Annotated in this window: 19 protein-coding genes; 8 read left to right on the forward strand and 11 right to left on the reverse strand. The window is 65.6% G+C overall.

Going from position 1 to position 21,749, the window contains the following annotated elements; translation table 11 throughout:
* Nucleotides 1-75: 75 nt before the first annotated feature.
* On the reverse strand, nucleotides 76-1,701 hold the full coding sequence (guaA, locus tag BZF61_RS10775) for a glutamine-hydrolyzing GMP synthase (protein ID WP_086619188.1): 1,626 nt from the start codon (nucleotides 1,699-1,701) through the stop codon (nucleotides 76-78).
* Nucleotides 1,702-1,965: 264 nt separating this feature from the next.
* Here guaA and BZF61_RS10780 point away from each other — a divergent pair, with 264 nt between their 5' ends.
* The gene (locus BZF61_RS10780; protein ID WP_158094094.1) at nucleotides 1,966-2,286 is read left to right on the forward strand and encodes a UrcA family protein; all 321 of its coding nucleotides are present in this window, start codon (nucleotides 1,966-1,968) and stop codon (nucleotides 2,284-2,286) included.
* A 745-nt stretch (nucleotides 2,287-3,031) separates the two neighbouring features.
* Here BZF61_RS10780 and BZF61_RS10785 read toward each other — a convergent pair.
* On the reverse strand, nucleotides 3,032-4,594 hold the full coding sequence (locus tag BZF61_RS10785; RefSeq protein WP_086619191.1) for a class I adenylate-forming enzyme family protein: 1,563 nt from the start codon (nucleotides 4,592-4,594) through the stop codon (nucleotides 3,032-3,034).
* An 87-nt stretch (nucleotides 4,595-4,681) separates the two neighbouring features.
* Here BZF61_RS10785 and BZF61_RS10790 point away from each other — a divergent pair, with 87 nt between their 5' ends.
* From BZF61_RS10790 to BZF61_RS10810, 5 genes are all read left to right on the forward strand, one after another.
* The gene (locus BZF61_RS10790; protein WP_086619193.1) at nucleotides 4,682-5,446 is read left to right on the forward strand and encodes a PIG-L family deacetylase; all 765 of its coding nucleotides are present in this window, start codon (nucleotides 4,682-4,684) and stop codon (nucleotides 5,444-5,446) included.
* Nucleotides 5,447-5,542: 96 nt separating this feature from the next.
* Nucleotides 5,543-8,077 carry a DNA topoisomerase (ATP-hydrolyzing) subunit B gene (gene gyrB / locus BZF61_RS10795; RefSeq protein WP_086619194.1) on the forward strand — a complete coding sequence of 845 codons (2,535 nt, stop codon included), beginning with the start codon at nucleotides 5,543-5,545 and terminating at the stop codon, nucleotides 8,075-8,077.
* Between the two features lie 83 nt (nucleotides 8,078-8,160).
* Nucleotides 8,161-9,300 (forward strand): AI-2E family transporter, encoded by a 1,140-nt coding sequence (locus tag BZF61_RS10800; protein WP_086619196.1) that lies wholly within the window; start codon nucleotides 8,161-8,163, stop codon nucleotides 9,298-9,300.
* 6 nt (nucleotides 9,301-9,306) lie between these two features.
* Nucleotides 9,307-10,083 carry a M50 family metallopeptidase gene (locus BZF61_RS10805; protein WP_086619197.1) on the forward strand — a complete coding sequence of 259 codons (777 nt, stop codon included), beginning with the start codon at nucleotides 9,307-9,309 and terminating at the stop codon, nucleotides 10,081-10,083.
* A gap of 48 nt (nucleotides 10,084-10,131) precedes the next feature.
* The gene (locus BZF61_RS10810) at nucleotides 10,132-10,641 is read left to right on the forward strand and encodes a nuclear transport factor 2 family protein (RefSeq protein ID WP_086619198.1); all 510 of its coding nucleotides are present in this window, start codon (nucleotides 10,132-10,134) and stop codon (nucleotides 10,639-10,641) included.
* On the opposite strand, the gene BZF61_RS10815 is transcribed toward BZF61_RS10810, so the two are convergent.
* The 6 genes from BZF61_RS10815 to BZF61_RS10840 form a co-directional block, all read right to left on the reverse strand.
* Nucleotides 10,638-11,276, reverse strand: coding sequence for a hypothetical protein (locus tag BZF61_RS10815; protein WP_086619355.1), 639 nt, complete (start codon nucleotides 11,274-11,276; stop codon nucleotides 10,638-10,640). The genes BZF61_RS10810 and BZF61_RS10815 overlap by 4 nt on opposite strands.
* Nucleotides 11,277-11,401: 125 nt before the next feature.
* A complete protein-coding gene (locus BZF61_RS10820; protein WP_086619200.1) occupies nucleotides 11,402-12,199 on the reverse strand; it encodes a DUF1295 domain-containing protein in 798 nt (265 codons plus the stop codon).
* Nucleotides 12,192-12,821: a lysophospholipid acyltransferase family protein gene (locus BZF61_RS10825; RefSeq protein WP_086619201.1), complete on the reverse strand. Its 630-nt coding sequence runs from the start codon at nucleotides 12,819-12,821 to the stop codon at nucleotides 12,192-12,194. Before BZF61_RS10825 ends, BZF61_RS10820 begins: the two co-directional genes overlap by 8 nt.
* Before the next feature lie 89 nt (nucleotides 12,822-12,910).
* On the reverse strand, nucleotides 12,911-14,518 hold the full coding sequence (locus BZF61_RS10830; protein WP_086619203.1) for a carboxyl transferase domain-containing protein: 1,608 nt from the start codon (nucleotides 14,516-14,518) through the stop codon (nucleotides 12,911-12,913).
* A gap of 1 nt (nucleotide 14,519) precedes the next feature.
* A complete protein-coding gene (locus tag BZF61_RS10835) occupies nucleotides 14,520-14,828 on the reverse strand; it encodes an alkylphosphonate utilization protein (RefSeq protein ID WP_211276766.1) in 309 nt (102 codons plus the stop codon).
* A complete protein-coding gene (locus BZF61_RS10840; protein ID WP_086619204.1) occupies nucleotides 14,825-15,991 on the reverse strand; it encodes an isovaleryl-CoA dehydrogenase in 1,167 nt (388 codons plus the stop codon). Before BZF61_RS10840 ends, BZF61_RS10835 begins: the two co-directional genes overlap by 4 nt.
* A gap of 113 nt (nucleotides 15,992-16,104) precedes the next feature.
* On the opposite strand from BZF61_RS10840, the gene BZF61_RS10845 reads away from it, so the two are divergent.
* Complete coding sequence (locus tag BZF61_RS10845) at nucleotides 16,105-16,875, forward strand: ATP-binding cassette domain-containing protein (RefSeq protein ID WP_086619206.1); 771 nt, start codon at nucleotides 16,105-16,107, stop codon at nucleotides 16,873-16,875.
* On the forward strand, nucleotides 16,875-18,419 hold the full coding sequence (locus BZF61_RS10850) for an ABC transporter permease/substrate-binding protein (RefSeq protein WP_086619207.1): 1,545 nt from the start codon (nucleotides 16,875-16,877) through the stop codon (nucleotides 18,417-18,419). The genes BZF61_RS10845 and BZF61_RS10850 overlap by 1 nt, the downstream gene beginning before the upstream one ends.
* Nucleotides 18,420-18,421: 2 nt before the next feature.
* Here BZF61_RS10850 and BZF61_RS10855 read toward each other — a convergent pair whose 3' ends face one another.
* The 3 genes from BZF61_RS10855 to lgt are packed head-to-tail and all read right to left on the reverse strand — an operon-like array spanning nucleotide 18,422 to nucleotide 21,590.
* Entirely contained in the window at nucleotides 18,422-18,847 is a 426-nt protein-coding gene (locus tag BZF61_RS10855) for a DUF2147 domain-containing protein (RefSeq protein ID WP_086619358.1), read from the reverse strand.
* Between the two features lie 11 nt (nucleotides 18,848-18,858).
* Nucleotides 18,859-20,790 carry a class I SAM-dependent methyltransferase gene (locus BZF61_RS16090; RefSeq protein WP_342742810.1) on the reverse strand — a complete coding sequence of 644 codons (1,932 nt, stop codon included), beginning with the start codon at nucleotides 20,788-20,790 and terminating at the stop codon, nucleotides 18,859-18,861.
* The gene (gene lgt, locus BZF61_RS10870) at nucleotides 20,694-21,590 is read right to left on the reverse strand and encodes a prolipoprotein diacylglyceryl transferase (RefSeq protein WP_211276767.1); all 897 of its coding nucleotides are present in this window, start codon (nucleotides 21,588-21,590) and stop codon (nucleotides 20,694-20,696) included. The genes BZF61_RS16090 and lgt overlap by 97 nt, the downstream gene beginning before the upstream one ends.
* Between the last annotated feature and the right edge of the window lie 159 nt (nucleotides 21,591-21,749).

Genomic DNA, 21,749 nt, shown 5'->3' on the forward strand with positions numbered 1-21,749 from the left:
GGCAGTACCCTTGATGAACAGGATGCGGCGGGATGGATAGAGGATTTGCGAGGCAGCCGGAAGGGGGGCCTTGAGCTACTCCCACTCGATCGTCCCCGGCGGCTTCGACGTATAGTCATAGACCACCCGATTGATCCCCTTGACCTCGTTGACGATGCGGGTCGCCACGCGGGTGAGAAAGCTGGCATCATAGGGGAAGACATCGGCTGTCATCCCGTCGGTCGAGGTCACCGCGCGCAGGGCGCAGACCGAATCATAGGTGCGCCCGTCGCCCATCACGCCCACGGTCTTGACCGGCAGCAGCACCGCAAAGGCCTGCCAAATCGCGTCGTAGAGGCCGGCGTTGCGGATTTCCTCGAGATAGATCGCATCGGCCTTGCGCAGGATGTTGCAGCGTTCCTTGGTGACTTCGCCCGGAATGCGGATCGCCAGGCCAGGGCCGGGGAAGGGGTGGCGACCGACGAAGGCCTCGGGCAGGCCCAGTTCACGCCCCAGTTCGCGCACCTCGTCCTTGAACAGTTCGCGCAGCGGCTCGACCAGCGCCATGTTCATGCGCTCGGGCAGGCCGCCGACATTGTGGTGGCTCTTGATCGTCACCGAAGGCCCGCCGGTGAAGGAAACGGACTCGATCACGTCGGGATAGAGCGTGCCCTGCGCGAGGAAATCCGCCCCGCCGAGCTTCTTTGCTTCGGCCTCGAACACGTCGATGAAGGTCTTGCCGATGAACTTGCGCTTGGCTTCCGGGTCGGTGAGGCCTTTAAGGCCCCCGAGGAACAGATCTTCCGCCTCCACGTGCACCAGCGGGATGTTGTAGTGATCGCGGAACAAGGTGACGACCTCAACGGCCTCGTTCAGGCGCATCAGGCCATGGTCGACGAAGACGCAGGTGAGCTGGTCGCCGATCGCTTCGTGGATCAGCACCGCGGCCACCGCCGAATCGACCCCGCCCGAAAGCCCGCAGATCACCCGCTTGTCGCCCACCTGTGCACGGATCTCGGCGATCTTGTTCTTGCGAAACTCGGCCATGGTCCAGTCGCCGCTGAGGCCGCAGACATGGCGCACGAAATTGGCGATCAGCCTGCCGCCGTCGGGCGTGTGGACCACCTCGGGGTGGAACTGGGTGCCGTAGAAGCGCCGCGCCTCGTCCGCGATCACCGCGAAGGGCGCGCCGTCGGAGGTGGCGACGATTTCGAAACCCGGGGCAAACCGGGTGACCTTGTCGCCGTGGCTCATCCACACCTGATGGCGCTCACCCACCTGCCACAGCCCGTCGAACAGCGCGCAATCGGCGGTGACGGTAAGGAAGGCGCGGCCGAATTCGCCGCCCCTCAATCCCTCGGCGCCCGTCTCGTGGCCAGGGCGCACTTCGCCGCCCAGCTGATGCGTCATCACCTGCTGTCCATAGCAGATGCCAAGGATCGGCACGCCGGCATCGAACAGCATCTGCGGCGCGCGGGGGCTGCCGTCTTCGGGGACGCTGGCGGGTGAGCCTGACAGGATGATGCCCTTGGGGCGCATCCGCCTGAAGGCGGCTTCGGCCTGGGTGAAGGGGACGATTTCGGAATAGACTCCGGCCTCGCGCACACGGCGTGCGATCAGCTGGGTCACTTGCGACCCGAAGTCGACAATCAGGATCGATTCGGGGTGGCTCTGGTGGGGCGGGGAATCGCCCGGGGCAGGGCTCCAAGGGTGCGCGCTCATGGCAGCGGATTACGAAGCGCACCCGGCGCTGTCCAGCATCGCCGCACCGCAATCGATGTTTTTGCGGCGCAGCAATTTATTCTCCAGATATATCATGAGGTTCCCGGATTTCTTGCGTCTTTCGGTTGCAATCTTTGGAACCATTTTCGCTCTTTTCGCATTTGCACAGCGCTCTTGTGCGCTGCACCATAGTTGCAAAGAGCAACCGAATGCCGACCAACGGCATCAATGCTCAAGACACCCTCTCAACTTCGGAGAATATCCATGCGTTTCATCCTTCCTCTGATCGCTCTCGCAGCCCCGGCCGTGGCGCTTGCCGCTCCGCCGGCTAGCGAAACCGTCACCCTGCGTATCGCCTATGGTGATGTCGACCTGACGAGCGCCGAAGGCCGCGCCGCGCTCGAAGCGCGGATCGACGCCAAGCTGCGCCAGGCCTGCCAGTTCGCAGGCGCGGCGCGCTACACCTTTGGCCGCACCCGCATCGACGAGCAGTGCCTGGCCGATGCTCGCGTAGCGGCCCGTGCCGAAGTCGAACGCGTCGCCGCTGCCGAAGCGCGTCGCGGCGGTGCGATCGCGGCCAACTGAGCCACGCCAATTTCCTGAAAACCGGGCGGCCGTCGGAGCAATCCGGCGGCCGCTTGCGTCTGAGGACGCCAATTAAATTGCATATTATGCAACAAACATTGGTGTTTTATCATTTGTGTTCGATGGTTTCGAACACCATAGAGCTGGCACGCAATGTGCGCCGGGCCCTCTCTCCTCCTTGGCGCTCCCCATGTGGGGCATTGCAGAGCAGCACCAGACCGAACACGGCTGGTCTGTCAGCCTGCCTGACCCGGCACGGACGGCCACCTCCCCCCCTCTGGCCCTCCTGCCCCTGCCGGGCTGCCCTCCCGCTGATGGCAGGGCAAGCAGCACGCGAGACGCGGCCACCCTTCCTCCCCCTATCATCGGTGGCCGCGTCTCCAGCGGCTGGCGCGCCGCCAGCGCGCCGGTTGCGGGGCGCGACATTCGGGCTTGGGAGGATGAAACATTTTCGTTCATCGCTGCGATTGAAAATTACGCCCCACACCCCATATGATGCGCCTGACCGGACGGCGATCTCTCCCCCCTCTCTCCCTCGTCGGACCGGGTCCCGAACCAAAAGAAAGCAAGGGAATCAAACCATGACCAGAATCAGCGAAAAGGCGATTGCCCTGTTACTCGCGGTTGCGATCAGCGGCACCGCGTTCAATACGTTCATCGTGTAAGCGCTCACGCGCCGGACACCAGCTGTTAGCGGCCCGGTTCCTCACGACAGGAGCCGGGCCGTGTCACATGCAGGCTCTGGCTATTCGACGCCGCCCAAGCGTGCAGCCCACTCGCGCAGCTCGCTCTTGAGCAGCTTGCCGATGTGGCTGCGCGGCATCTCCTCGATCGCGTGGAGCGCGGCGAGGCGCTGGGTCTTGCCGAGCCGGGCGTTGGTGGCGGCCATGATCGCGGCCGGGTGGGCTGCACCGTCCTTGAGCACCACGAAGCCGACCGGGCTTTCGCCCCACTTGCGCGAGGGCACGCCGACCACCGCGGCCTCGGCGACGCCTGGCTCTTTCATCAGTTCGGCTTCGAGATCGCTCGGATAGATGTTGAATCCGCCCGAGATGATCATGTCCTTGGCGCGGCCGACCAGCTCGACGAAGCCGTCTGCATCCACCCGGCCAATATCGCCCATCCGCTGCCACACCGCGCCGGTGGCCGGATCGATCCAGTAGCCCTCGCGCGTCTTCTCGGGCTGGTTCTGGTAGCCGCTCATCATCGTCTGGCTACGGCCGACGAGGTTGCCGGGGGTGCCGGGCGGGACTTCGCGATCCGCGTCGTCGAGCACCTTCAGCTCGCTTCCCGGCGCGGGGCGGCCGACGGTGTGGAGCTTGTCGGGAAATTCGTGGCACGCCAGCAGGCAAACCACCCCGCCTTCGGTCATCGAATAGATCTCGATCAGGCCGCCCGGCATCCGCCGCAGGACCTCGCGCTTCAATTCGGCAGAAAAGGGCGCAGAGGTGCAATATTTGAGCTTGAGGTTGGAAAGGTCGAAGTCGTCGAACCCGGCAAAATCCATCAGCCGCTGATACTGCACCGGCACCAGCATGGTGATGGTGGTGCGGTCGGCCTGCGCATGGGCCAGCCACCTGGCGCAATCGAATTTGCCCATCACCCGCACGCAGCCGCCTGCCAGCAGCGCCGGCAGGAAGGCGACCATCGTGGTGTTGGAATAGAGCGGGGTCGAGGCGAGCGAGCGGACTTCCAGCCCCGCGCCAAGATAGCTCAAAGCCGTCGCGGCGAATTGCCGCCAGCGCATCTGGTGCGAATGGATGATGCCCTTGGGTATGCCGGTGGTGCCGGAGGAATAGATGATGTTGAACGGGTCTTTCGGATCGGGCGCGAAGTTCGGGGCGCGGCTGCCCGGAGGGGCCATCCACTGGTCGATGCTCTCCAGTGGCACGCGGATCAGATCGGCCATGAAATCCGGCCCCAGTTCCGCCGCCTTCGCGGCATCGATGAACAGGTGGATCGCGCCCGAATCCTTGGCCATCCCTTCAAGCTGTTCGGGTGATGCGCTGGTGGTGAGCGGCGCAGCCACCCCGCCGGCGCGCACGGCGGCCAGAAACACCAGCGCATATTCGACCGTGGAAGTGCCGAGGATCGCCACCGATTGCCCGCGCTTCAGGCCCGTCTCGACCAGCCGCGCCGCCAGCCGCTCTATGAGGCCGACCAGCTCCGCCCAGTAGACCTCGCGCCTGTCGTCCACCAGCGCAAGGTCATCGCCCTTGATGCGGCTCCATTCGATCAGGATGTCGGGGATGCTGCCGAAGGGCTCGGCAAGGCGGTTCATCATCATCTCGGTGCTCATGGGGGACATGCATAATCGCCAAGGCTGGCTGCGCAAAGGATTTGCCAACCGGCTCGCACTAGTGGCAGGACGCGCGCGCAAGGAGAGGGGCGCGCAATGATCCGCAAGGCTACCATGATGGCGCTCGCCGGGCTGGCGATCGGCCCGGCGCAGGCCCAGAACCCGCCCGAACGACAGGCGGTGCTGGTTGTCGCCGCACACCCCGATGACGAGCTGTTCATGGCCCCCGCCATCGCCTCGCTGGCGCGGCAGGGGCGCGCGGTGACGATCGTCTTCGCCACACTCGGCGATCAGGGGCCGGGGGTGACCGACTTCGCTCGCGGGCCGCAGCTCGGCGCGATCCGCCGCGCGGAGGCGCAATGTTCAGCGAATGCGCTGGGGGCCGAGGCACGGTTCCTTGAAGGGCTGGGTGACGGCACGCTGGCCGAAAGCCCGCAGGCGCCGAAATCGCCCGCCCTGCGCTTTCTCAACCAGTTCGCGAAGGCCTATGTCGAGGTCGACCCGCAGCTGGTGCTGACCTGGGGGCCGGACGGCGGCTATGGCCATGCTGACCACCGCATGGTGAGCGCGCAGGTGACGACCGCCCTGCAATCGCTGGCCGACCAATATCGCGCGCGCCTGCTCTATGTCGGCATCCCTGCCGGCACCCTGCCCAAGGTGCCGCAGATGGCCGGCTGGGCCGAGACCGACCCCGCGCTTCTGACCGAAACGGTGCGCTACACCCCCGCCGATCTCACCGCCGCCAAGGCTGCCGCGATGTGCCACGCGACCCAGTTCGACGAATCCTCGCGGCAAAGCATGATGGGGCTGTTCGACGCCACCATCTGGCGCGGGAAGGTGCATTTCCGTCCAGCTTTCTGAAGGCCTCGACAAGCTGCGCCTAACACTCGTGGAAAAGCTGTCCTCGGGGCCCTCCCCCAGTTGGGTTTCCGCGTCCCAGCCCCTATATGATGGGCCATGGACGATAATACCAGTCAGACCCCCGCAAAGCGGCCCAACACCAACGAATATGGCGCGGATTCGATCAAGGTTTTGAAGGGCCTCGATGCGGTTCGCAAGCGCCCCGGCATGTATATCGGCGACACCGATGACGGCAGCGGGCTGCACCACATGGTCTTCGAGGTTTCGGACAACGCGATCGACGAGGCGCTCGCGGGTCATTGCAATCTCGTGCTGATTGAACTCAATCCCGACGGCTCGGTCTCGGTCGAGGACAATGGCCGCGGCATCCCGACCGATATCCACCCCGAGGAAGGCGTCTCGGCGGCCGAAGTGATCATGACCCAGCTCCACGCGGGCGGGAAGTTCGAGAACACCTCGGACGACAATGCCTACAAGGTTTCCGGCGGCCTCCACGGCGTGGGCGTCTCGGTGGTCAACGCCTTGTCCGAGTGGCTTGAGCTCACCATCTGGCGCGAAGGCAAGGAGCACTGGATGCGCTTCGAGCATGGCAACGCGGTCGCGCCGCTGATCGTCAGGGGCGATGCGCCCCCCGGCAAGAAGGGCACGCGTGTCACCTTCAAGGCCAGCCACGAGACCTTCAAGAACGTGACCGAGTTCGATTTCGAGAAGCTCGAGCATCGCTACCGCGAGCTTGCCTTCCTCAACTCGGGCGTGCGCATCAAGCTGCGCGACAAGCGTCACGAGGAACAGCTTGAACACGATCTCTACTACGAAGGCGGGATTGCGGCTTTCGTGAAGTATCTCGATCGCAACAAGCAGGCGCTGATCGCCGAGCCGATCGCGGTCAGTGCCGAGAAGGACGGCATCGGCATCGATGTCGCGCTCGAATGGAACGATTCCTATTACGAGAACGTGCTCGCCTTCACCAACAACATCCCCCAGCGTGACGGCGGCACGCACCTCGCCGCCTTTCGTGCTGCGCTCACCCGCACGCTCAACAATTATGCCGAACGCTCGGGGATGCTGAAGAAGGAAAAGGTCAGTCTGTCGGGCGAGGACATGCGCGAGGGGCTTACCGCGATCGTCTCGGTGAAGCTGCCTGACCCCAAGTTCTCCAGCCAGACCAAGGACAAGCTGGTTTCTTCCGAAGTCCGCTCGCCGCTCGAAACCCTGATGGGCGAGAAGATGACCGAGTGGCTCGAGGAAAACCCCAATGAAGCCCGCGCGATCATCCAGAAGGTGATCGATGCCGCCGCCGCCCGCGAAGCCGCCCGCCGCGCGCGCGAGATGAGCCGCAAGGGCGCGATGAGCGTCGCCAGCCTGCCCGGCAAGCTCGCCGATTGTCAGGAACGCGATCCGGCCAAGTCCGAGCTGTTCCTCGTCGAAGGGGACTCCGCAGGCGGATCGGCCAAGCAGGGGCGTGACCGCAAGACCCAGGCGATCCTGCCGCTCAAGGGCAAGATCCTCAACGTCGAGCGCGCGCGGTTCGACCGGATCATTTCCTCAAAGGAAGTCGGCACGCTCATCCAGGCGATGGGCACCGGCATCCGCGACGAGTTCAACCTCGAAAAGCTGCGCTATCACAAGATCATCATCATGACCGACGCGGATGTGGACGGCGCGCACATCCGCACCCTGCTGCTGACCTTCTTTCATCGCCAGATGCCCGAGATCATCAGGGCCGGGCACCTGTTCATCGCTCAGCCGCCGCTGTTCAAGGTCTCCAAGGGGCGCAGCGAGGTCTATCTCAAGGATCAGGCCGCGCTCGATCGCTATCTGATCGATGCCGGGCTTCAGGGGCGCGTGCTCGAGACTCAGGGCGGTGCCCGCTCGGGCGCGGATCTGCGCGCGATCGTCGACGGGGCGCTGCGGCTCAAGAACCTGCTCGGCTTCGTGCCGCGCCGTTACGATCCCGGTCTGGTCGAGCAGATGGCGCTGACGGGCGCGCTTGAGCCGGGCCTGGCGGGCGATGCGCTCGCCGCTGCTTTGCAGCGCACCGCCGCACGGCTGGGTGCGGGTGACCGCGAAGCGCGCTGGAGCGCCGCGCAGCGCGAGGACGGCACGGTAGTGTTCCAACGCCTATGGCGCGGGGTGACCGACAACCACGAAATCGACGCGCGCTTCCTTGCCAGCACCGAGGCGCACAAGCTTCACGGCCTCGCCATAGCGCAGGCCGAGACCTATGCCGCCCCCGTCAAACTCGTGCGCACGGGCGATGTGGGCGAAGCTCCGGACGCCGAATCCGCCACTCCTGCCGATCCGCTCGCGGGCGAGGCCGAAGAGGCGGCGCCGGCTTCGGCAATCCCGGTCGATGCTTCCATCAGCCGGCCGACCCAGCTGCTCGAGGCGATCTTCGCCGCCGGGCGCAAGGGCCTGTCGATCCAGCGCTATAAGGGACTGGGCGAAATGAATGCCGAGCAGCTCTGGGAAACCACGCTCGATCCGGAAAACCGCGCGCTGCTCCAGGTCAAGGTCGAGGACGCCGATGTCACCGACGAGATCTTCACCCGCCTGATGGGCGATGTGGTCGAACCTCGCCGCGAATTCATCCAGGACAATGCCCTCAACGTGGCGAACCTCGATGTCTGATCGCATCTTCCATCGACAACCGATGGGCGGATTCACCCTCGCTCCTCCCGACGTCTAGTCGCACAAGGACATCTGCCCTGCCCATGGCCCACAAGCCGCACCGCACCGACGAATTGCAGCACGCCAGCTTCCTGCTGATTCTCGCGCTCGTCAGCCTGATGATGGCAGTGATCGTGTGGCCCTTCGCCACTGCACTGCTGTGGGCCGCGTTGGCGGCGATCATGTTCCAGCCGCTCTACCGCTGGATGCTGCGCAAGATGCGCGGACGACGCAATCCTGCGGCGATCAGCGCGCTGCTAGTGATCTTCTTCGCGGTGCTGGTCCCCGGTCTGTGGCTGGCGACGCTGGTGGTGCAGGAAGCGCTGGCACTGGTGGCGGCGCTGCAGGCCCAGCCGCTCGATCTCGCCGCGACCTTCGACACATATTACGGCATCCTCCCGCAGCCCGTGCAGGAGGCAATCGACCGTTCGGGCTGGGCAGACATGTCGAGCATCCAGACCAAGCTCCAGGAACTGCTTGCTGCCAGCGCCGGGATGCTCGCCAGCCAGGCGGTCTCGATCGGCAGCGGCGCGCTCAGCTTCCTGCTGTCCTTTGCGGTCGGGCTCTATGTGATGTTCTTCCTGCTTCGCGATGGCGAGCGGATCGGGCGCACGCTGCTCAACACCGTTCCGGTCGAACGCGCGATCGCCGAAAGGCTGGCCGAGCGCTTTCTCGGCATCGTGCGCGCGACGATCAAGGGATCGGGCGTGGTGGGTCTCGTGCAGGGCGTGCTGGCGGGAATCAGCTATCTCATCGTCGGGCTGGAATCCGCGCTGTTCTTCGGGGTGCTGACCACCGTGTTCGCATTGGTGCCGGTGATCGGTGCGGGCGCGGTCTATATCCCGGTCGGGCTGTGGCTGCTGCTGACCGGGGCGATGTGGCAGGGCGTATTCGTGCTGGTGGTCGGGGTGGTGATCATCTCCTCGGCGGACAATGTGCTGCGCCCGATCTTGGTCGGCCGCGACACCGGCATTCCCGACTGGATCATCCTCGTCACCACGCTGGGCGGGATCAGCCTGCTGGGCTTTTCGGGGATCGTGCTCGGACCGCTGGTGGCGGGCCTGTTCCTCGCGAGCTGGTCGATCCTGCAGGAATACCGCGAGGAGGACGCGCGGGCCGGTGAAGCAGCCCATCGGATCACGGTTGATGCATCGGGTCGTGCGCCCGATACCGGCGCAGGCTGAGCCGCGATGCAATCGCTCGTGCGGCCCGGCAGCCAGGCCGAACAGGCCGGACGGTTGCTGCTGGCCGGGCTGGTGGTGGTGATGCTGCCCTGGCTGCCTTTCGGCAATTACCTGATCTACCCCTTCGCCATCCTCACCACATGGTTCCACGAGATGGGACACGGGCTGACCGCGCTGGCGAGCGGGCAGGATTTTCGCCAGCTGATGATCTTCGCGAACGGATCGGGCGTGGCCGAAAGCCGGGTCGCCGCCGATGCACCAGTCTGGGTGCCGGCCGCGATTGCCGCGGGCGGCCCGCTTGCCCCTTGTGCCGCCGGTGCGCTGCTGATTGTCGCGAGCGCTCATCGGCGGTTGTGGCGATCGGTGCTGTGGCTGACGGCGGCGGCGATTCTGGCCAGCGTGATCGTCTGGGTGCGATCGCCGGTGGGCTATGCCGTGCTGCCGCTGGTCGGCGCATCTCTCGCGCTGATGGCATGGCGCGCCAGCCCGGCGCTGATCCGCTTCATCCTGCAGTTTCTCGGTGTGCTGGCGGCGATGAGCATGTTGCGCGACTTCGGTTACCTGTTCACCGAACAGGCGGTGATCGAGGGGCAGACGGTGCTCTCCGACACCGGTCAGATCGCGGCGGTGACAGGCCTGCCGCACTGGTTGTGGGCTGCGCTGATCCTGCTCGTCTCGACGGTGATGGTCGGAGGAGCGCTCAAATATGCGCTCGCCGAGAAGCGCTTCGGGCCGCCTCCACCCAGGCGGCCGGCCAATGTGCTTCAGTTCCGGCGAGACTGATTTCTATGCCAGTTCGCAAGCGCAAGCGCAGCAGTTAGGCTGACCTGCATGGACCTGACCGAAGTCGCCGACCGGCTTGCCATTGCCGAAACCCTCGCGCTCTACTGCCGCGGGATCGATCGCTGCGATGCGGAGCAGCTCAGCGCCGTGTTCACCCCAGATGCCCGGATCGACTATGGCGACGGTGCGAAACCGATCGCCGAGGCCATCCCCTCGCTGATGGCGGGGCTGGGCGCAATGCGGCTGACCCAGCACAACATCTCCAACACGGTGATGCGGATTTCCGGAGACACCGCCAGGGCCGAGACCAACTGCGTCGCGCTGCACCTGATCCCAGCCCCCCAGGGCGAGATCGAAGTGGTGGTCGGCGGGCGCTATCTCGACCGGCTCGAAAAGCGCGAGGGCCGCTGGCGGATCGCCGAACGGCTCTATGTGATGGACTGGAACCGCACCGCGCCTTCGACCATGGCGTTGCACGGGGGGTTGTTCGATGGCTTGCAGCGCCGCGGTGCGCGAGGCGACGATGATCCCGCCGCGGCCTGGTGGGGGGAGGGTTAGGAAGCGACTTTGAGCGTGTTCACACCCGAGGCATCGGCCCCGGCCTCGCCCGACAGGCCGATGAACATCGTGTCAATGATGCGCGCCAGCTTCTGCTCGGTCAGCTTGGGGCCGAGATAGATCAGCGCGTCAGGCAGAGTGTAAGGCGAGACCATCTGGTTGATCAGCGACAGCGCCTCGTCGATCTCCAGCCCGGCGAAGAAGCCTTCGGCCTGCGCCTCGGCGATCAGTTCGCACAGGTAGTGATCGGCCAAGTCGACATAGGATCGCACCCGCTCGAAATTGGCCGCGCCCATCTCGCACAGGATGGTGAAGAAGTGCGGATCGTCCTGGAAGCGCTCCCGCGAGATCACAAAGCGGCGGCGGAAGAACTCGAACATCTTGCGTTGCGGTGGCAGGGCCGAGGCCAGCACCTCTTCCATCACTGCCATATGCGGGGCGAGCCACAGCTGCGCCACGGCATCGAACAGATCGTCGTAATCTTCGAACAACGCTTCGAATCGTGCGCGGGTGAGGCCGCTTTCCGCCATCGCCACGGTCCACGGGATCTCTGCCCCGCGTTCCCTGACGAGGTCAAGCACATGGCGCGCAACGCGTTTGCGCTCCTGCTCGCGCAAGGTGGGGTTGAGAGCCATGGGCAAGCGCGTCTCCTTGATCTTGCGCAACATAGGCCAAACAGTGGCAGGCTTAAAGGGCAACTCGTCGATTCTTGTGCGACGCACCAAGGCCGTTCGTCGATTTGCCCTGCGTGAGGAGTAAATCAGCGGCGGGGAAACCACGGGAAAAACACTGGTGTGCGACGCTTGTAATCGGCGTATTTTTCGCCCTTGGACTTGTCCAAACCCTTTTCCAGCAGCGCCACCCCCGACCATTTGGTAAGGGTGAAGCTGAGGAACAAGGGCCCGATCACGGTCGCTGCGGCATAGCCCCATCCGGCCGCGGCGCAGGCGAGCCAGATGCCCCACCAGACAGCGAAGTCGCCGAAATAGTTGGGGTGGCGGGTGTAGCGCCACAAACCGGTGTCGAGCACTTTACCCGCGTTCGCCGGATCACCCTTGAAGCGCGCGAGCTGCCCGTCGCCCACCCATTCGAAGAACACGCCGACACACCACAGCGCGAAGCCTGCCCATGCCAGCGGCGGGATCGGCGCGGGCGCACCGCTCGCCAGAATGCCGACCTGTGCAGGGGACGAGACCATGAACAGCAGCACCGCCTGCATCAGCCACACCTTGGTCAGCGCGGCGGAGGCGAAGCGGCCCTTCTCACGATCCTTCTTGAGGATCAGGGCATAGCGCTTGTCCTCGCCGTGACTGCGCCAGCGCAGGAACAGATGAATGCCGAGACGAAAGCCCCAGACGGCGGTCATGGCTGCGATCAGCGTGGCGAGCGCGCCGGGGCCACCGGGCACGTTTAGCCAGCTGGTCACCGCCAGCACCCCCATCCCCGCACCCCAAAAGGCGTCGATGAAACTGACGTCGTTGATACGGACCGAAATCGCCCACTGGACCAGCACCAGCGCAATCAGGATGGCCGCGTTGGCCGCCAGTGCTTCAAACATCGTTCTTGCCAGCGATGATGTCGCGGGCCTGCTGTTCCAGCACCTTGAAGCGCTCGTAATCGGGGAGCTTGGAACGGAACCATTCGGCGATCTTGAGCAGATCCTCGCCGTAATTGCCGCTCGGAATCAGCGGCGGGCCGAAGCTGAGAATCTTGCGGGCATTGTCGGCAAAGGCTGGAACAATCGGCACATCGGCGGCCCGCGCGATGTGGTAGAAACCCGACTTCCACTTGCCGTCGGACTTGCGCGTGCCCTCAACCGCGATCACCAGCGCCAGCTCGTCGCGCCGCGCGAATTCGGCGGCGATCTGCTGGGTGGCGTTAAAACGGCTGCGGCGGTCGACCGGAATGCCGCCCATGTCGAACATGAAATTCTTCATGATCCCCTGAAACAGCGTGTGCTTGCCCATGAAGTTGGGGCGGATGCCTTCTTCGTGGGTTGCGCCGGTGAAAAACACGAAATCCCAGTTCGACGTGTGCGGCGCGCCGGCGATGACATATTTCTTGAGATGCTTGGGCAACCTGCCGTCGATCTTCCAGCCGTTCAGGTGATAGATCGCCAGAATGATCCGCCGCACGATGCGCGAGAGCAGCGTGGGCTTGCGGTTAAGGTCGTGCGGCACTTTATCTGGTCCCCCCCTCTCCACTGCGTTCCTGCTCACAACCGGGTGAGTTACGCAAGGGAAAGTTCGAGGGTTTCAGGCCGCAACAATCACATCCGGAACACGCCAAACGCAGGCCGCTCGGCAATAGGCGCCTCAAGACAAGTCGCCAGCGCAAGCCCCAGCACGTCGCGGGTCTGCACCGGGTCGATCACGCCGTCATCCCACAGCCGCGCGGTGGCGTAATAGGGGTTGCCTTCGTCCTCGTATTTCTGGCGGATCGGTGCCTTGAAGGCCTCTGCCTGTTCGGGGCTCCAGCTGCCGGCATCGCGGTGGACGGTGGCGAGGACGCTGGCCGCCTGCTCGCCGCCCATCACCGAAATGCGCGCGTTAGGCCAGGTAAACAGGAAGCGGGGCGAGTAGGCGCGCCCGCACATGCCGTAATTGCCCGCGCCAAAGCTGCCGCCGATCACCACGGTGACCTTGGGCACGGTGGCGGTGGCGACCGCGGTGACGAGCTTCGCGCCATGCTTGGCGATGCCTTCCGCCTCGTATTTCCCGCCGACCATGAAGCCGCTGATGTTCTGGAGGAACAGCAGCGGAATGCGGCGCTGGCAGGCAAGCTCGATGAAATGCGCGCCCTTCTGGGCGCTTTCGGAGAACAGCACGCCGCTATTGGCGAGGATCGCCACCGGCATCCCCCAGATGTGGGCAAAGCCGCAGACGAGGGTGCTGCCATAATGGGCCTTGAACTCGTGGAACTCGCTGCCGTCGACCAGACGCGCGATCACTTCCTTCACATCGTAGGGTGCGCGCACGTCCTGCGGGATGAGGGCGTAGAGGTCGTCCGCGTCGAACTTGGGCGGACGCGGGTCCTTGAGCGCCACGTCCTTGGCCGCCCCGGTGTTCGCACCGAGATGGCTGACGATATCGCGCACGATGGTCAGCGCATGCTCGTCATTCTCGGCGAGGTGATCGACCACGCCGCTCTTCTTCGCGTGCAGATCGCCGCCGCCCAAGTCCTCGGCGCTGATCTCCTCGCCCGTTGCGGCCTTCACCAGCGGCGGGCCGGCGAGGAAGATCGTCCCCTGGTTGCGGACGATCACGGTCTCGTCGGACATGGCGGGGACGTAGGCCCCCCCGGCGGTGCAGCTGCCCATGACACAGGCAATCTGGGGGATGCCGGCTGCGCTCATGTTGGCTTGGTTGAAGAAGATCCGGCCGAAGTGGTCGCGATCAGGAAAGACCTCCGCCTGATGCGGCAGGTTTGCCCCGCCGGAATCGACGAGATAGATACATGGCAGGCGATTTTCTGCTGCGATCTCCTGCGCGCGCAGGTGCTTCTTCACCGTCATCGGGTAATAGGTGCCGCCCTTCACGGTCGCATCGTTGCACACGATCATGCACTGCCGCCCCGAGACCCGCCCGATGCCGCAGATGATCGAGGCGCCATGCACATCGCCTTCATACATGCCATAGGCGGCAAGCTGGCCGATCTCGAGGAAGGGAGAGCCTGGATCGAGCAGACGTTCCACGCGCTCGCGGGGGAGCAGCTTGCCGCGCGCGACATGACGTTCGCGCGACTTCTCATTGCCGCCCAGCGCGGCCTCGGCCACGCGGGCGCGCAGTTCCTGCGCAAGGGCATGGTTGTGGGCAAACCGGGCCCTGGCCTCCGGGCTTTCGCGGTCGAGCTTGGTGGTGAGGGTGGGGGCGGTCATGTCAACGTTTTCTGACGAATTCGGCCCTGAGTACGAGGCCGTTGATCCCTGGATATTTGCAGTCGATCTCCTGCGCGTCGCCGGTCAGGCGGATCGACTTGATGAGCGTGCCTTGCTTGAGCGTCTTGCCCGCGCCCTTGACTCCAAGGTCCTTGATCAGCGTCACCGCATCGCCATCGGCGAGGATGTTCCCGACCGCGTCGCATACCTCGATCACGTCCTCCGCCGCACGCCGAGCGGCAAGTTCGGAGGCGGGCATCGATTCGCCGCTCACCTCGTCATAGACGTAGTCTTCGTCTTCGTTGCTCACCCCGCCGCCCCGATCAATTCCCGCCCGATCAGCATCCGGCGGATCTCGTTCGTCCCTGCGCCGATATCCAGCAGCTTCGCGTCGCGCATGTAGCGCTCCACCGGCCAGTCGGTGGTATAGCCTGCGCCGCCCAGCGCCTGCACGCTCTCGGCGGCGACGCGGAAGGCGTTCTCGCTCGCCAACAAGATCACGCCCGCCGCATCGAAGCGGGTCGTCTGTCCCGCGTCGCAGGCCTTGGCCACCGCATAGGCGTAGGCGCGGGCCGATTGCAGCGCGACATACATGTCGGCGACCTTGGCCTGCATCAGCTGGAAGCTGCCAATCGGCTTTCCGAACTGCTTGCGCTCACGCAGGTAGGGGATCACCGTGTCGAGGCACGCCTGCATGATGCCCAGCTGCAATCCGGCGAGCACCACGCGCTCGTAATCCAGCCCGCTCATCAGCACGCCGACCCCGCCATTGACCGGCCCCATCACCCGGTCTTCGGGAACGAAGCAATCGGTGAACACCAGCTCTGCCGTGGGGGAGCCTTTCATCCCGACCTTGGAAATCTTCTGGCCGATGGCAAAGCCCTCGTCGCCCTTTTCGATCAGGAAGGCGGTGATGCCGCGCGATCCGGCGTGGCCATCGGTCTTGGCATAGACCACCAGCGTATCGGCCTCGGGCGCGTTGGTGATCCAGAACTTGGTGCCGTTCAGCACATAGCCACCCTGGACTGCGTCGGCTTTCAGTTTCATCGAAACCACGTCCGAGCCGGCCCCGGCCTCTGACATCGCCAGCGAGCCGACATGCTCGCCGCTGATCAGCTTGGGGAGATATTTCGCCTTCTGCTCGTCATTCCCCCAGCGGCGGATCTGGTTGAGGCACAAGTTGGAATGCGCGCCATAGCTGAGGCCGACGCTGGCGCTGGCGCGGCTCACCTCCTCGATCGCGATCACGTGCTCGAGATAGCCAAGCCCCAGTCCGCCCCATTCCTCTTCGACCGTGATGCCGTGCAGCCCCAGCGCGCCCATCGGCTTCCACAATTCGCGCGGAAAGCGGTCTTCGCGGTCGGTGCGCTCGGCGAGCGGCGCGATCTGCTCGTCGGCGAAGCGCGCGGCGCTTTCGCGGATCATGATGGCCGCTTCGCCAAGCTGGAAGTCGAAATCGGGGGTGGCGCGCATTATGTGTCCTGCGATTGTAATGATTTTTCTGATCGGTCGCATAGCAAGGCCTCGGGCAAAGGCCAATCGCCCGCACTGGCCCCGCGCGGATTTGAGGGTTAGGGATTGCGGCAATGACCAACCCCCAACCCTTGCTCGTGTTCGAGCGCGCGGCGCGAGCCTATGGCGCGAGTGTGGCGGTGGCGGGCGTGGACTGCGCGATTGCGGCGGGCAGCTTCGTCGCGCTGGTGGGGGCCTCCGGCTCGGGCAAGTCGACGCTGCTCAAGATGGTCAATGCGCTCGTCGAACCGACCGGCGGGCGGGTGCTGTTTTCGGGCGAGGATGTGACCCGCCTCGCGCCAGCACGCCTGCGCCGCCGCGTGGGTTACGTGTTTCAGGGAATCGGGCTTTTCCCGCACATGAATGTCGCGCAAAACATCGCCATCGGCCCGCGCTTGACGGGCGAGAAAACCACCCCTGAACGCATCGCCGACTTGCTGCGGCTGGTCGAACTTGAACCGGGGCTTGCCAGCCGGATGCCGGACGAACTCTCGGGCGGGCAACGCCAGCGGGTCGGCGTGGCGCGGGCGCTGGCCAGCGCGCCGGAACTGTTGCTGATGGACGAGCCCTTCGGCGCGCTCGATCCCGTCACCCGCGATGCGCTGGGCCGCAAGGTGCGCGAGCTGCATGAACGCCTCGGTCTGACCACGGTGATGGTCACCCACGACATGGCCGAAGCACTGCTGCTTGCCGATCGCGTGCTGGTGATGGACCAGGGCAAACTGGTTGCCGATACGACTCCGCGCGCGCTGCTGGCGGGCGAAGGCGGGCCGGTCGCCCAGCGACTCGTCGCGGTCCCGCGTGGGCAGGCCGAGCGCCTTGCCGCGATGGAAAGGTCGGCCTGATGGCGCCAGTCTGGGACATCCTGCCCGGCCTTGGCGACAAGCTGGCGGCGCATGTGGTGCTTTCAGCCAGCGCGATCGGGCTGGCGATGCTGATCGCGCTGCCGCTGGCGGTGTGGGCGAGCCGATCGCAGGCGGTCGCGCGCCTGTCGCTCAGTCTTGCCAGCCTCGTCCAGACCATCCCTGCCCTCGCGCTGCTGGCGCTGTTCTTCCCGCTGCTGCTGAGCTTGAGGGCGGTGTTCGGCGAAGACCTGCCGACGCTTGGATTTCTCCCCGCGCTGATGGCGTTGACGCTCTATGCGCTGCTGCCGATCCTGCGCAACACGGTAACGGCGCAGGCCAATCTCGATCCCGGCGTGCTCGAAGCCGCCGACGGGGTGGGCATGACCAAGTGGCAGAAGCTCACTCTGGTCGAGGCCCCGCTCTCGGCCCCCTTCATCATGGCGGGCATCCGCACCGCGAGCGTGTGGACCATCGGCGCGGCGACGCTGGCCACCACCATCGGCCAGCCGAGCCTCGGCGATCCGATCTTCGCCGGGCTGCAAACGCAGAACTGGGCGCTGGTGGTTGCCGGCTGTCTGGCCAGCGCAGGCCTCGCGCTGGTGGCGGACTGGCTGTTGTGGTGGGTCGAGCGCGGTATCCGCCAACGCCGGCGCTGGCAATGGGCGGGTGCCCTGCTGGCGGTGGTGGCGGGCGTGAGCGCGGCGCTCTGGGCGCAGACCGACAGCGCCGAAGGACGCCGCATCGTCATCGCCGCCAAGCAGTTCTCCGAGCAATACATCCTCGCCCGGCTGATCGGTTCGCGGCTGGAGGCGGCCGGATACAAGGTCGAATATCGCGACGGGCTGGGCAGTGCGGTGGTGCATGGTGCGGTCGCCGCGTCGAGCATCGACATCTCGGTCGATTACACCGGCACGATCTGGACCAACTATCTCGGGCGCAAGGACAATCCGGGGCGTGAGGCGATGTACGAGACGATCCGCGAATGGGAATGGCGCGAAAACGGCGTCAGGGTGCTCGGGCGGCTGGGGTTCGAGAACGCCTATGCCTTCGCCATGCGCGAAGACCGGGCGCGCGAACTGGGGGTCAGCTCGCTGATCGATCTCGCCGCGGTCGCCCCGAGCCTGACGGTGGGCGGCGATCCCGAATTCTTCGAACGCCCCGAATGGATCGCGGTGCGCGATGCCTACGGGCTGAACTTTGCCAAGAGACGCAATTTCGCGCCGACCTTCATGTACAACGCGCTGGCCTCGGGCGAGGCCGACGTGATCAGCGCCTATACGTCCGACGGGCGGATCGCGGCGGACCGGCTCGTGGTGCTCGAAGACCCGGAGGGCGCGCTGCCGAGCTATGACGCGATGATCATGCTCTCGCCCCGCATCGCCGGGGATGAAGGCGTGGTCGCCGCGCTCACGCCCCTGCTTGGTGCGATCGGTGTCGAGGCGATGCGCGCAGCGAACCTCGCGGTCGACCGCGAGGATGCGCATAAGTTGACGCCCGAGCAGGCGGCCGCGTGGTTGGCGAGGCAGGCGGGTCTGGCGAAGTAGGCCTACCCCGCTTTCTTCCACACCTGCGTCTGGCACAGCAGGCCGAAACAGCCCTTCACTTCCAGCGTGCCCGAATCGTTGCGGCGCACTTCGGAGGCGTAGGTGCGGCCGGACTTGGGATCGTAGACCTGCCCGCGCCACACGCCCTCGTCCGCGGTCAGGCCGGAGAGGATTGCCGTGCCGATCAGCTTGCGGTTGCGCTTGGCCGGATCGGCGTTGTTGACATCGCGCTGGTCGTTGCCGTCCGGCGGCGGGATGAGGAACTGCGCGATCCGGCCACACAGCACCTTGCCGCACTTGGCGATCACCACCACCGCATCCTTTTCCGCCGTCACCCAGCGCCCGGTGATCGGGTCGGCCGCCATTGCCGGAGCCGCACCGGCCAGCGTGAGGGCAAGCGCGATTGCCGCCTTTTGCATTCTCGTCATGCCTGCCATCCTCACTGGAATCCTGCCCCGAACGGCCAGCGCCGCCCGCAGATCCCGAGCACCTTGAACAGCGTGCCCATCTGATTGTCCTCGACCAGCCGGTCACGCTGGCGCTGGACCTTGTCCTTTTCGCCCGGGTTGCGCCGCTGGAGCGCCTCAGTGCGCACGTCGATGCCCATCTGGCGCAGCCATTCGCCCTGATATTGCAAGCCCATCACGTCGGCGCCCTGCTCCTGCGCGACATGGGCGAGCAGCTCGAAATCGACATGGGCGGTGATGTCGGCCTCCCCCGGGTGATCGAAGATGTCGACCTTCCTGTGCGCCTTGAGGGCTTGCAAGGTGGTGCCCGAGGCCAGCTCCTTGTGGCCGTAATCGATGATCAGCGCTGCGCCGCCCTGTTCCTTGAGGCGCCGGGCGATCTCGGTCATCACCGCCACCGCCGCAGGGCTGGTCTCGATCGTCGCGCCCTGCGGGCCGGTGCGCCAGCTGGGCGGAACGATATGGTCCATCCGCTCCTTGCCCGGCTTCAAGACAAACCTGTCGCCCTCCAGCCCGACCATCCGTTCAAACCAGCCATCGGCCGAGCGCACCAGGTGATGGATCGGCAAGGCATCGAAGAACTCGTTGGCAACGATCAGCAGCGGGGCATCGTCGGGCAGGGTCGAAAGATCGTGGTGGTGGTGGCAATCGGGAAAGGCTTCGCGCTGGATCGCCCGCAATGTCGGCGAGGTCTCGACGAAATGCACCTGCGGTGCGAAATCGTAACGGCCGGCAGCGCCCAGGGCATCCTTCGCGAGCGTCCCGCGACCGGGGCCGAGTTCGACATAGTGGATGCGCTTGCGACTGCCCATGCGCACCCACAGATCGGCAAACCACAGGCCGATCAGCTCGCCGAACATCTGGCTGATTTCCGGAGCGGTGATGAAGTCGCCCTGATCGCCCAGCGGATCGCGGCTGGCATAGTAGCGCGCATTGCTTTCGGCCATGTAATGGGCAAGGCTGATCGGGCCGGTCTGTCTGATCAGGCGGCGCAAGCTCTTGCCAAGATCGATCTTCGCGCGCGCGGCGGCTTCGGCCTTGGCCTTCCTTTCCGCTTCGGCCTTGGCCTTCCTTTCCGCTTCGGCCTTGGCCTCGGCCTCGGCGGCGAGACGCGCCTTCTCCTCGGCTTCGGCCTTCTTGCGGGCTTCGGCCTCGGCCTTGGCGCGGGCCTTGGCTTCGGCTTCGGCGCGGGCCTTCTCCTCGGCCGCACGGCGCGCGGCTTCTTCGGCCGCGGCCTTGGCGGCGGCTTCGGCTCTGGCCTTGGCTTCGGCGGCCAGACGCGCCTTCTCTTCGGCCTTGGCGCGGGCTTCGGCCTCGCGCCGGGCCTTTGCCTCGGCGAGCGCCCTTTCCTTGGCCTCCTTGCGCGCCTTTGCCTCGGCTTCGGCCTTGGCCTTGGCCTCAGCGGCGAGACGCGCGCGTTCGGCGGCTTCGACCTCGCGGCGGGCGCGGGCTTCGGCAGCGGCTTTCGCGCGCGCTTCGCGCTCGGCCCTGGCACGGGCTTCGGCTTCGGCCTTGGCGCGTTCGCGCTCTTCGCGGATCAGCCGCGCGCGCTCTTCGGCTTCCGCCTTGGCTTTGGCGAGGGCTTCGGCCTTGGCGGCTGCCGCGGCTTCGGCGCGGGCTTGCTCGCGGGCTTGGGCTTCGGCGCGCGCCTGCGCTTCGGCGACGGCCCGTTCGCGCGCGGCAGCGGCCTGGGCTTGCGCGGCCATCTTCGTTGCGGCGTCAGACGCGGCTTTGCGGCGCGCCTGATCTTCCTCATCCTGCGTGGGATCGATCAGCCGCAAGGCCGGGCGCCAGACGGCTGCGCCGGTCAGGCCGGATGCCTTGTCCCCGCCGCCAGCGGCTTCTGGCGCAAGGCGTAGAGCACGACAATCAATCCAGTCAGGATAAGCGGTATGGTCAGCCATTGCCCCATCGATAGCCCGGTCCGGGCCGCAAAGTCAGCCAGTTGTGCATCGGGCTGACGGAAAAATTCGTTGACGAAGCGTGAAATCCCGATGCCGAGTGTGAATATGCCCGCGAGCAGTCCGGGCCGATAGCGCGCGCGGGTTTTCCAGAACAGCAGCATCATCACGATCAGCAGCGCCAGCCCTTCGAGCCCGGCCTGATAGAGCTGGCTCGGGTGACGCGGTTGATCGTCAGCACCGGGGAACACCATTGCCCACGGCACATCGCTCACCCGCCCCCACAGCTCGCCGTTGACGAAATTGGCCAGCCGCCCGAGCAGCATCCCCATCGGCACGCTGACGCTGACATAGTCGGCCACACGGATGAATCTGAGCTTGTCGCGCCAGGCCACGTAAGCCATTGCCACAATCACCCCGATCAGCCCGCCGTGGAACGCCATCCCGCCGTCCCACAGCCGCAGCAGCTTCCACGAAACGAAGCCATCGCCCGAGAAATCGGTGAAGGCTGAAGGTATGCCGGTCTCGCCCCCGGTGTAGAAGGCGGCATAGCCCAGCCGCCCGCCGACGATCACGCCCAGCGTGCAGTAGAAGAACAGATCGTCGGCATGGCGCTGCGCCATCGGCGCGCCGGGCTGCTTGAGCATCTTCGAGGTGTGCCAATAGGCGAAGATCACCCCGATGAGATAGGCGAGCGAATAGAACCGCAGCGTGAAAAAGCCGAGATCGATGCCCGGGCGCAGGCCGAGATCGGTCCAGTGGATCGGATCGGCGGCGCCGCTTGCGGCAAGTAGTGACAGCACAGGGCGAACCTCTTATTGACAATGAGATGCCGTATCGGCGGGCCGGATCCGGCCGTGTCGCGTGGGTGCTTCTGGCACAGCGCGCCGGACAGGGGAAGGGGCGCGGAACTGCCGAGGCGGCTTGGGATCGGATGACGGGCAGGGCGAAACGCGCGCCGG

The organism is Erythrobacter tepidarius (genome assembly GCF_002155695.1).
Lineage (GTDB): Bacteria > Pseudomonadota > Alphaproteobacteria > Sphingomonadales > Sphingomonadaceae > Erythrobacter > Erythrobacter tepidarius.

What these genes read in the sequence shown, in the direction of transcription:
- guaA (WP_086619188.1), bottom strand. Translation starts at nt 1,701, where the DNA reads ATGAGCGCGCACCCTTGGAGCCCTGCCCCGGGCGATTCCCCGCCCCAC.
- BZF61_RS10780 (WP_158094094.1), top strand. Translation starts at nt 1,966, where the DNA reads ATGCGTTTCATCCTTCCTCTGATCGCTCTCGCAGCCCCGGCCGTGGCG.
- BZF61_RS10785 (WP_086619191.1), bottom strand. Translation starts at nt 4,594, where the DNA reads ATGTCCCCCATGAGCACCGAGATGATGATGAACCGCCTTGCCGAGCCC.
- BZF61_RS10790 (WP_086619193.1), top strand. Translation starts at nt 4,682, where the DNA reads ATGATCCGCAAGGCTACCATGATGGCGCTCGCCGGGCTGGCGATCGGC.
- gyrB (WP_086619194.1), top strand. Translation starts at nt 5,543, where the DNA reads ATGGACGATAATACCAGTCAGACCCCCGCAAAGCGGCCCAACACCAAC.
- BZF61_RS10800 (WP_086619196.1), top strand. Translation starts at nt 8,161, where the DNA reads ATGGCCCACAAGCCGCACCGCACCGACGAATTGCAGCACGCCAGCTTC.
- BZF61_RS10805 (WP_086619197.1), top strand. Translation starts at nt 9,307, where the DNA reads ATGCAATCGCTCGTGCGGCCCGGCAGCCAGGCCGAACAGGCCGGACGG.
- BZF61_RS10810 (WP_086619198.1), top strand. Translation starts at nt 10,132, where the DNA reads ATGGACCTGACCGAAGTCGCCGACCGGCTTGCCATTGCCGAAACCCTC.
- BZF61_RS10815 (WP_086619355.1), bottom strand. Translation starts at nt 11,276, where the DNA reads ATGGCTCTCAACCCCACCTTGCGCGAGCAGGAGCGCAAACGCGTTGCG.
- BZF61_RS10820 (WP_086619200.1), bottom strand. Translation starts at nt 12,199, where the DNA reads ATGTTTGAAGCACTGGCGGCCAACGCGGCCATCCTGATTGCGCTGGTG.
- BZF61_RS10830 (WP_086619203.1), bottom strand. Translation starts at nt 14,518, where the DNA reads ATGACCGCCCCCACCCTCACCACCAAGCTCGACCGCGAAAGCCCGGAG.
- BZF61_RS10840 (WP_086619204.1), bottom strand. Translation starts at nt 15,991, where the DNA reads ATGCGCGCCACCCCCGATTTCGACTTCCAGCTTGGCGAAGCGGCCATC.
- BZF61_RS10845 (WP_086619206.1), top strand. Translation starts at nt 16,105, where the DNA reads ATGACCAACCCCCAACCCTTGCTCGTGTTCGAGCGCGCGGCGCGAGCC.
- BZF61_RS10850 (WP_086619207.1), top strand. Translation starts at nt 16,875, where the DNA reads ATGGCGCCAGTCTGGGACATCCTGCCCGGCCTTGGCGACAAGCTGGCG.
- BZF61_RS10855 (WP_086619358.1), bottom strand. Translation starts at nt 18,847, where the DNA reads ATGACGAGAATGCAAAAGGCGGCAATCGCGCTTGCCCTCACGCTGGCC.
- BZF61_RS16090 (WP_342742810.1), bottom strand. Translation starts at nt 20,790, where the DNA reads ATGGCTGACCATACCGCTTATCCTGACTGGATTGATTGTCGTGCTCTA.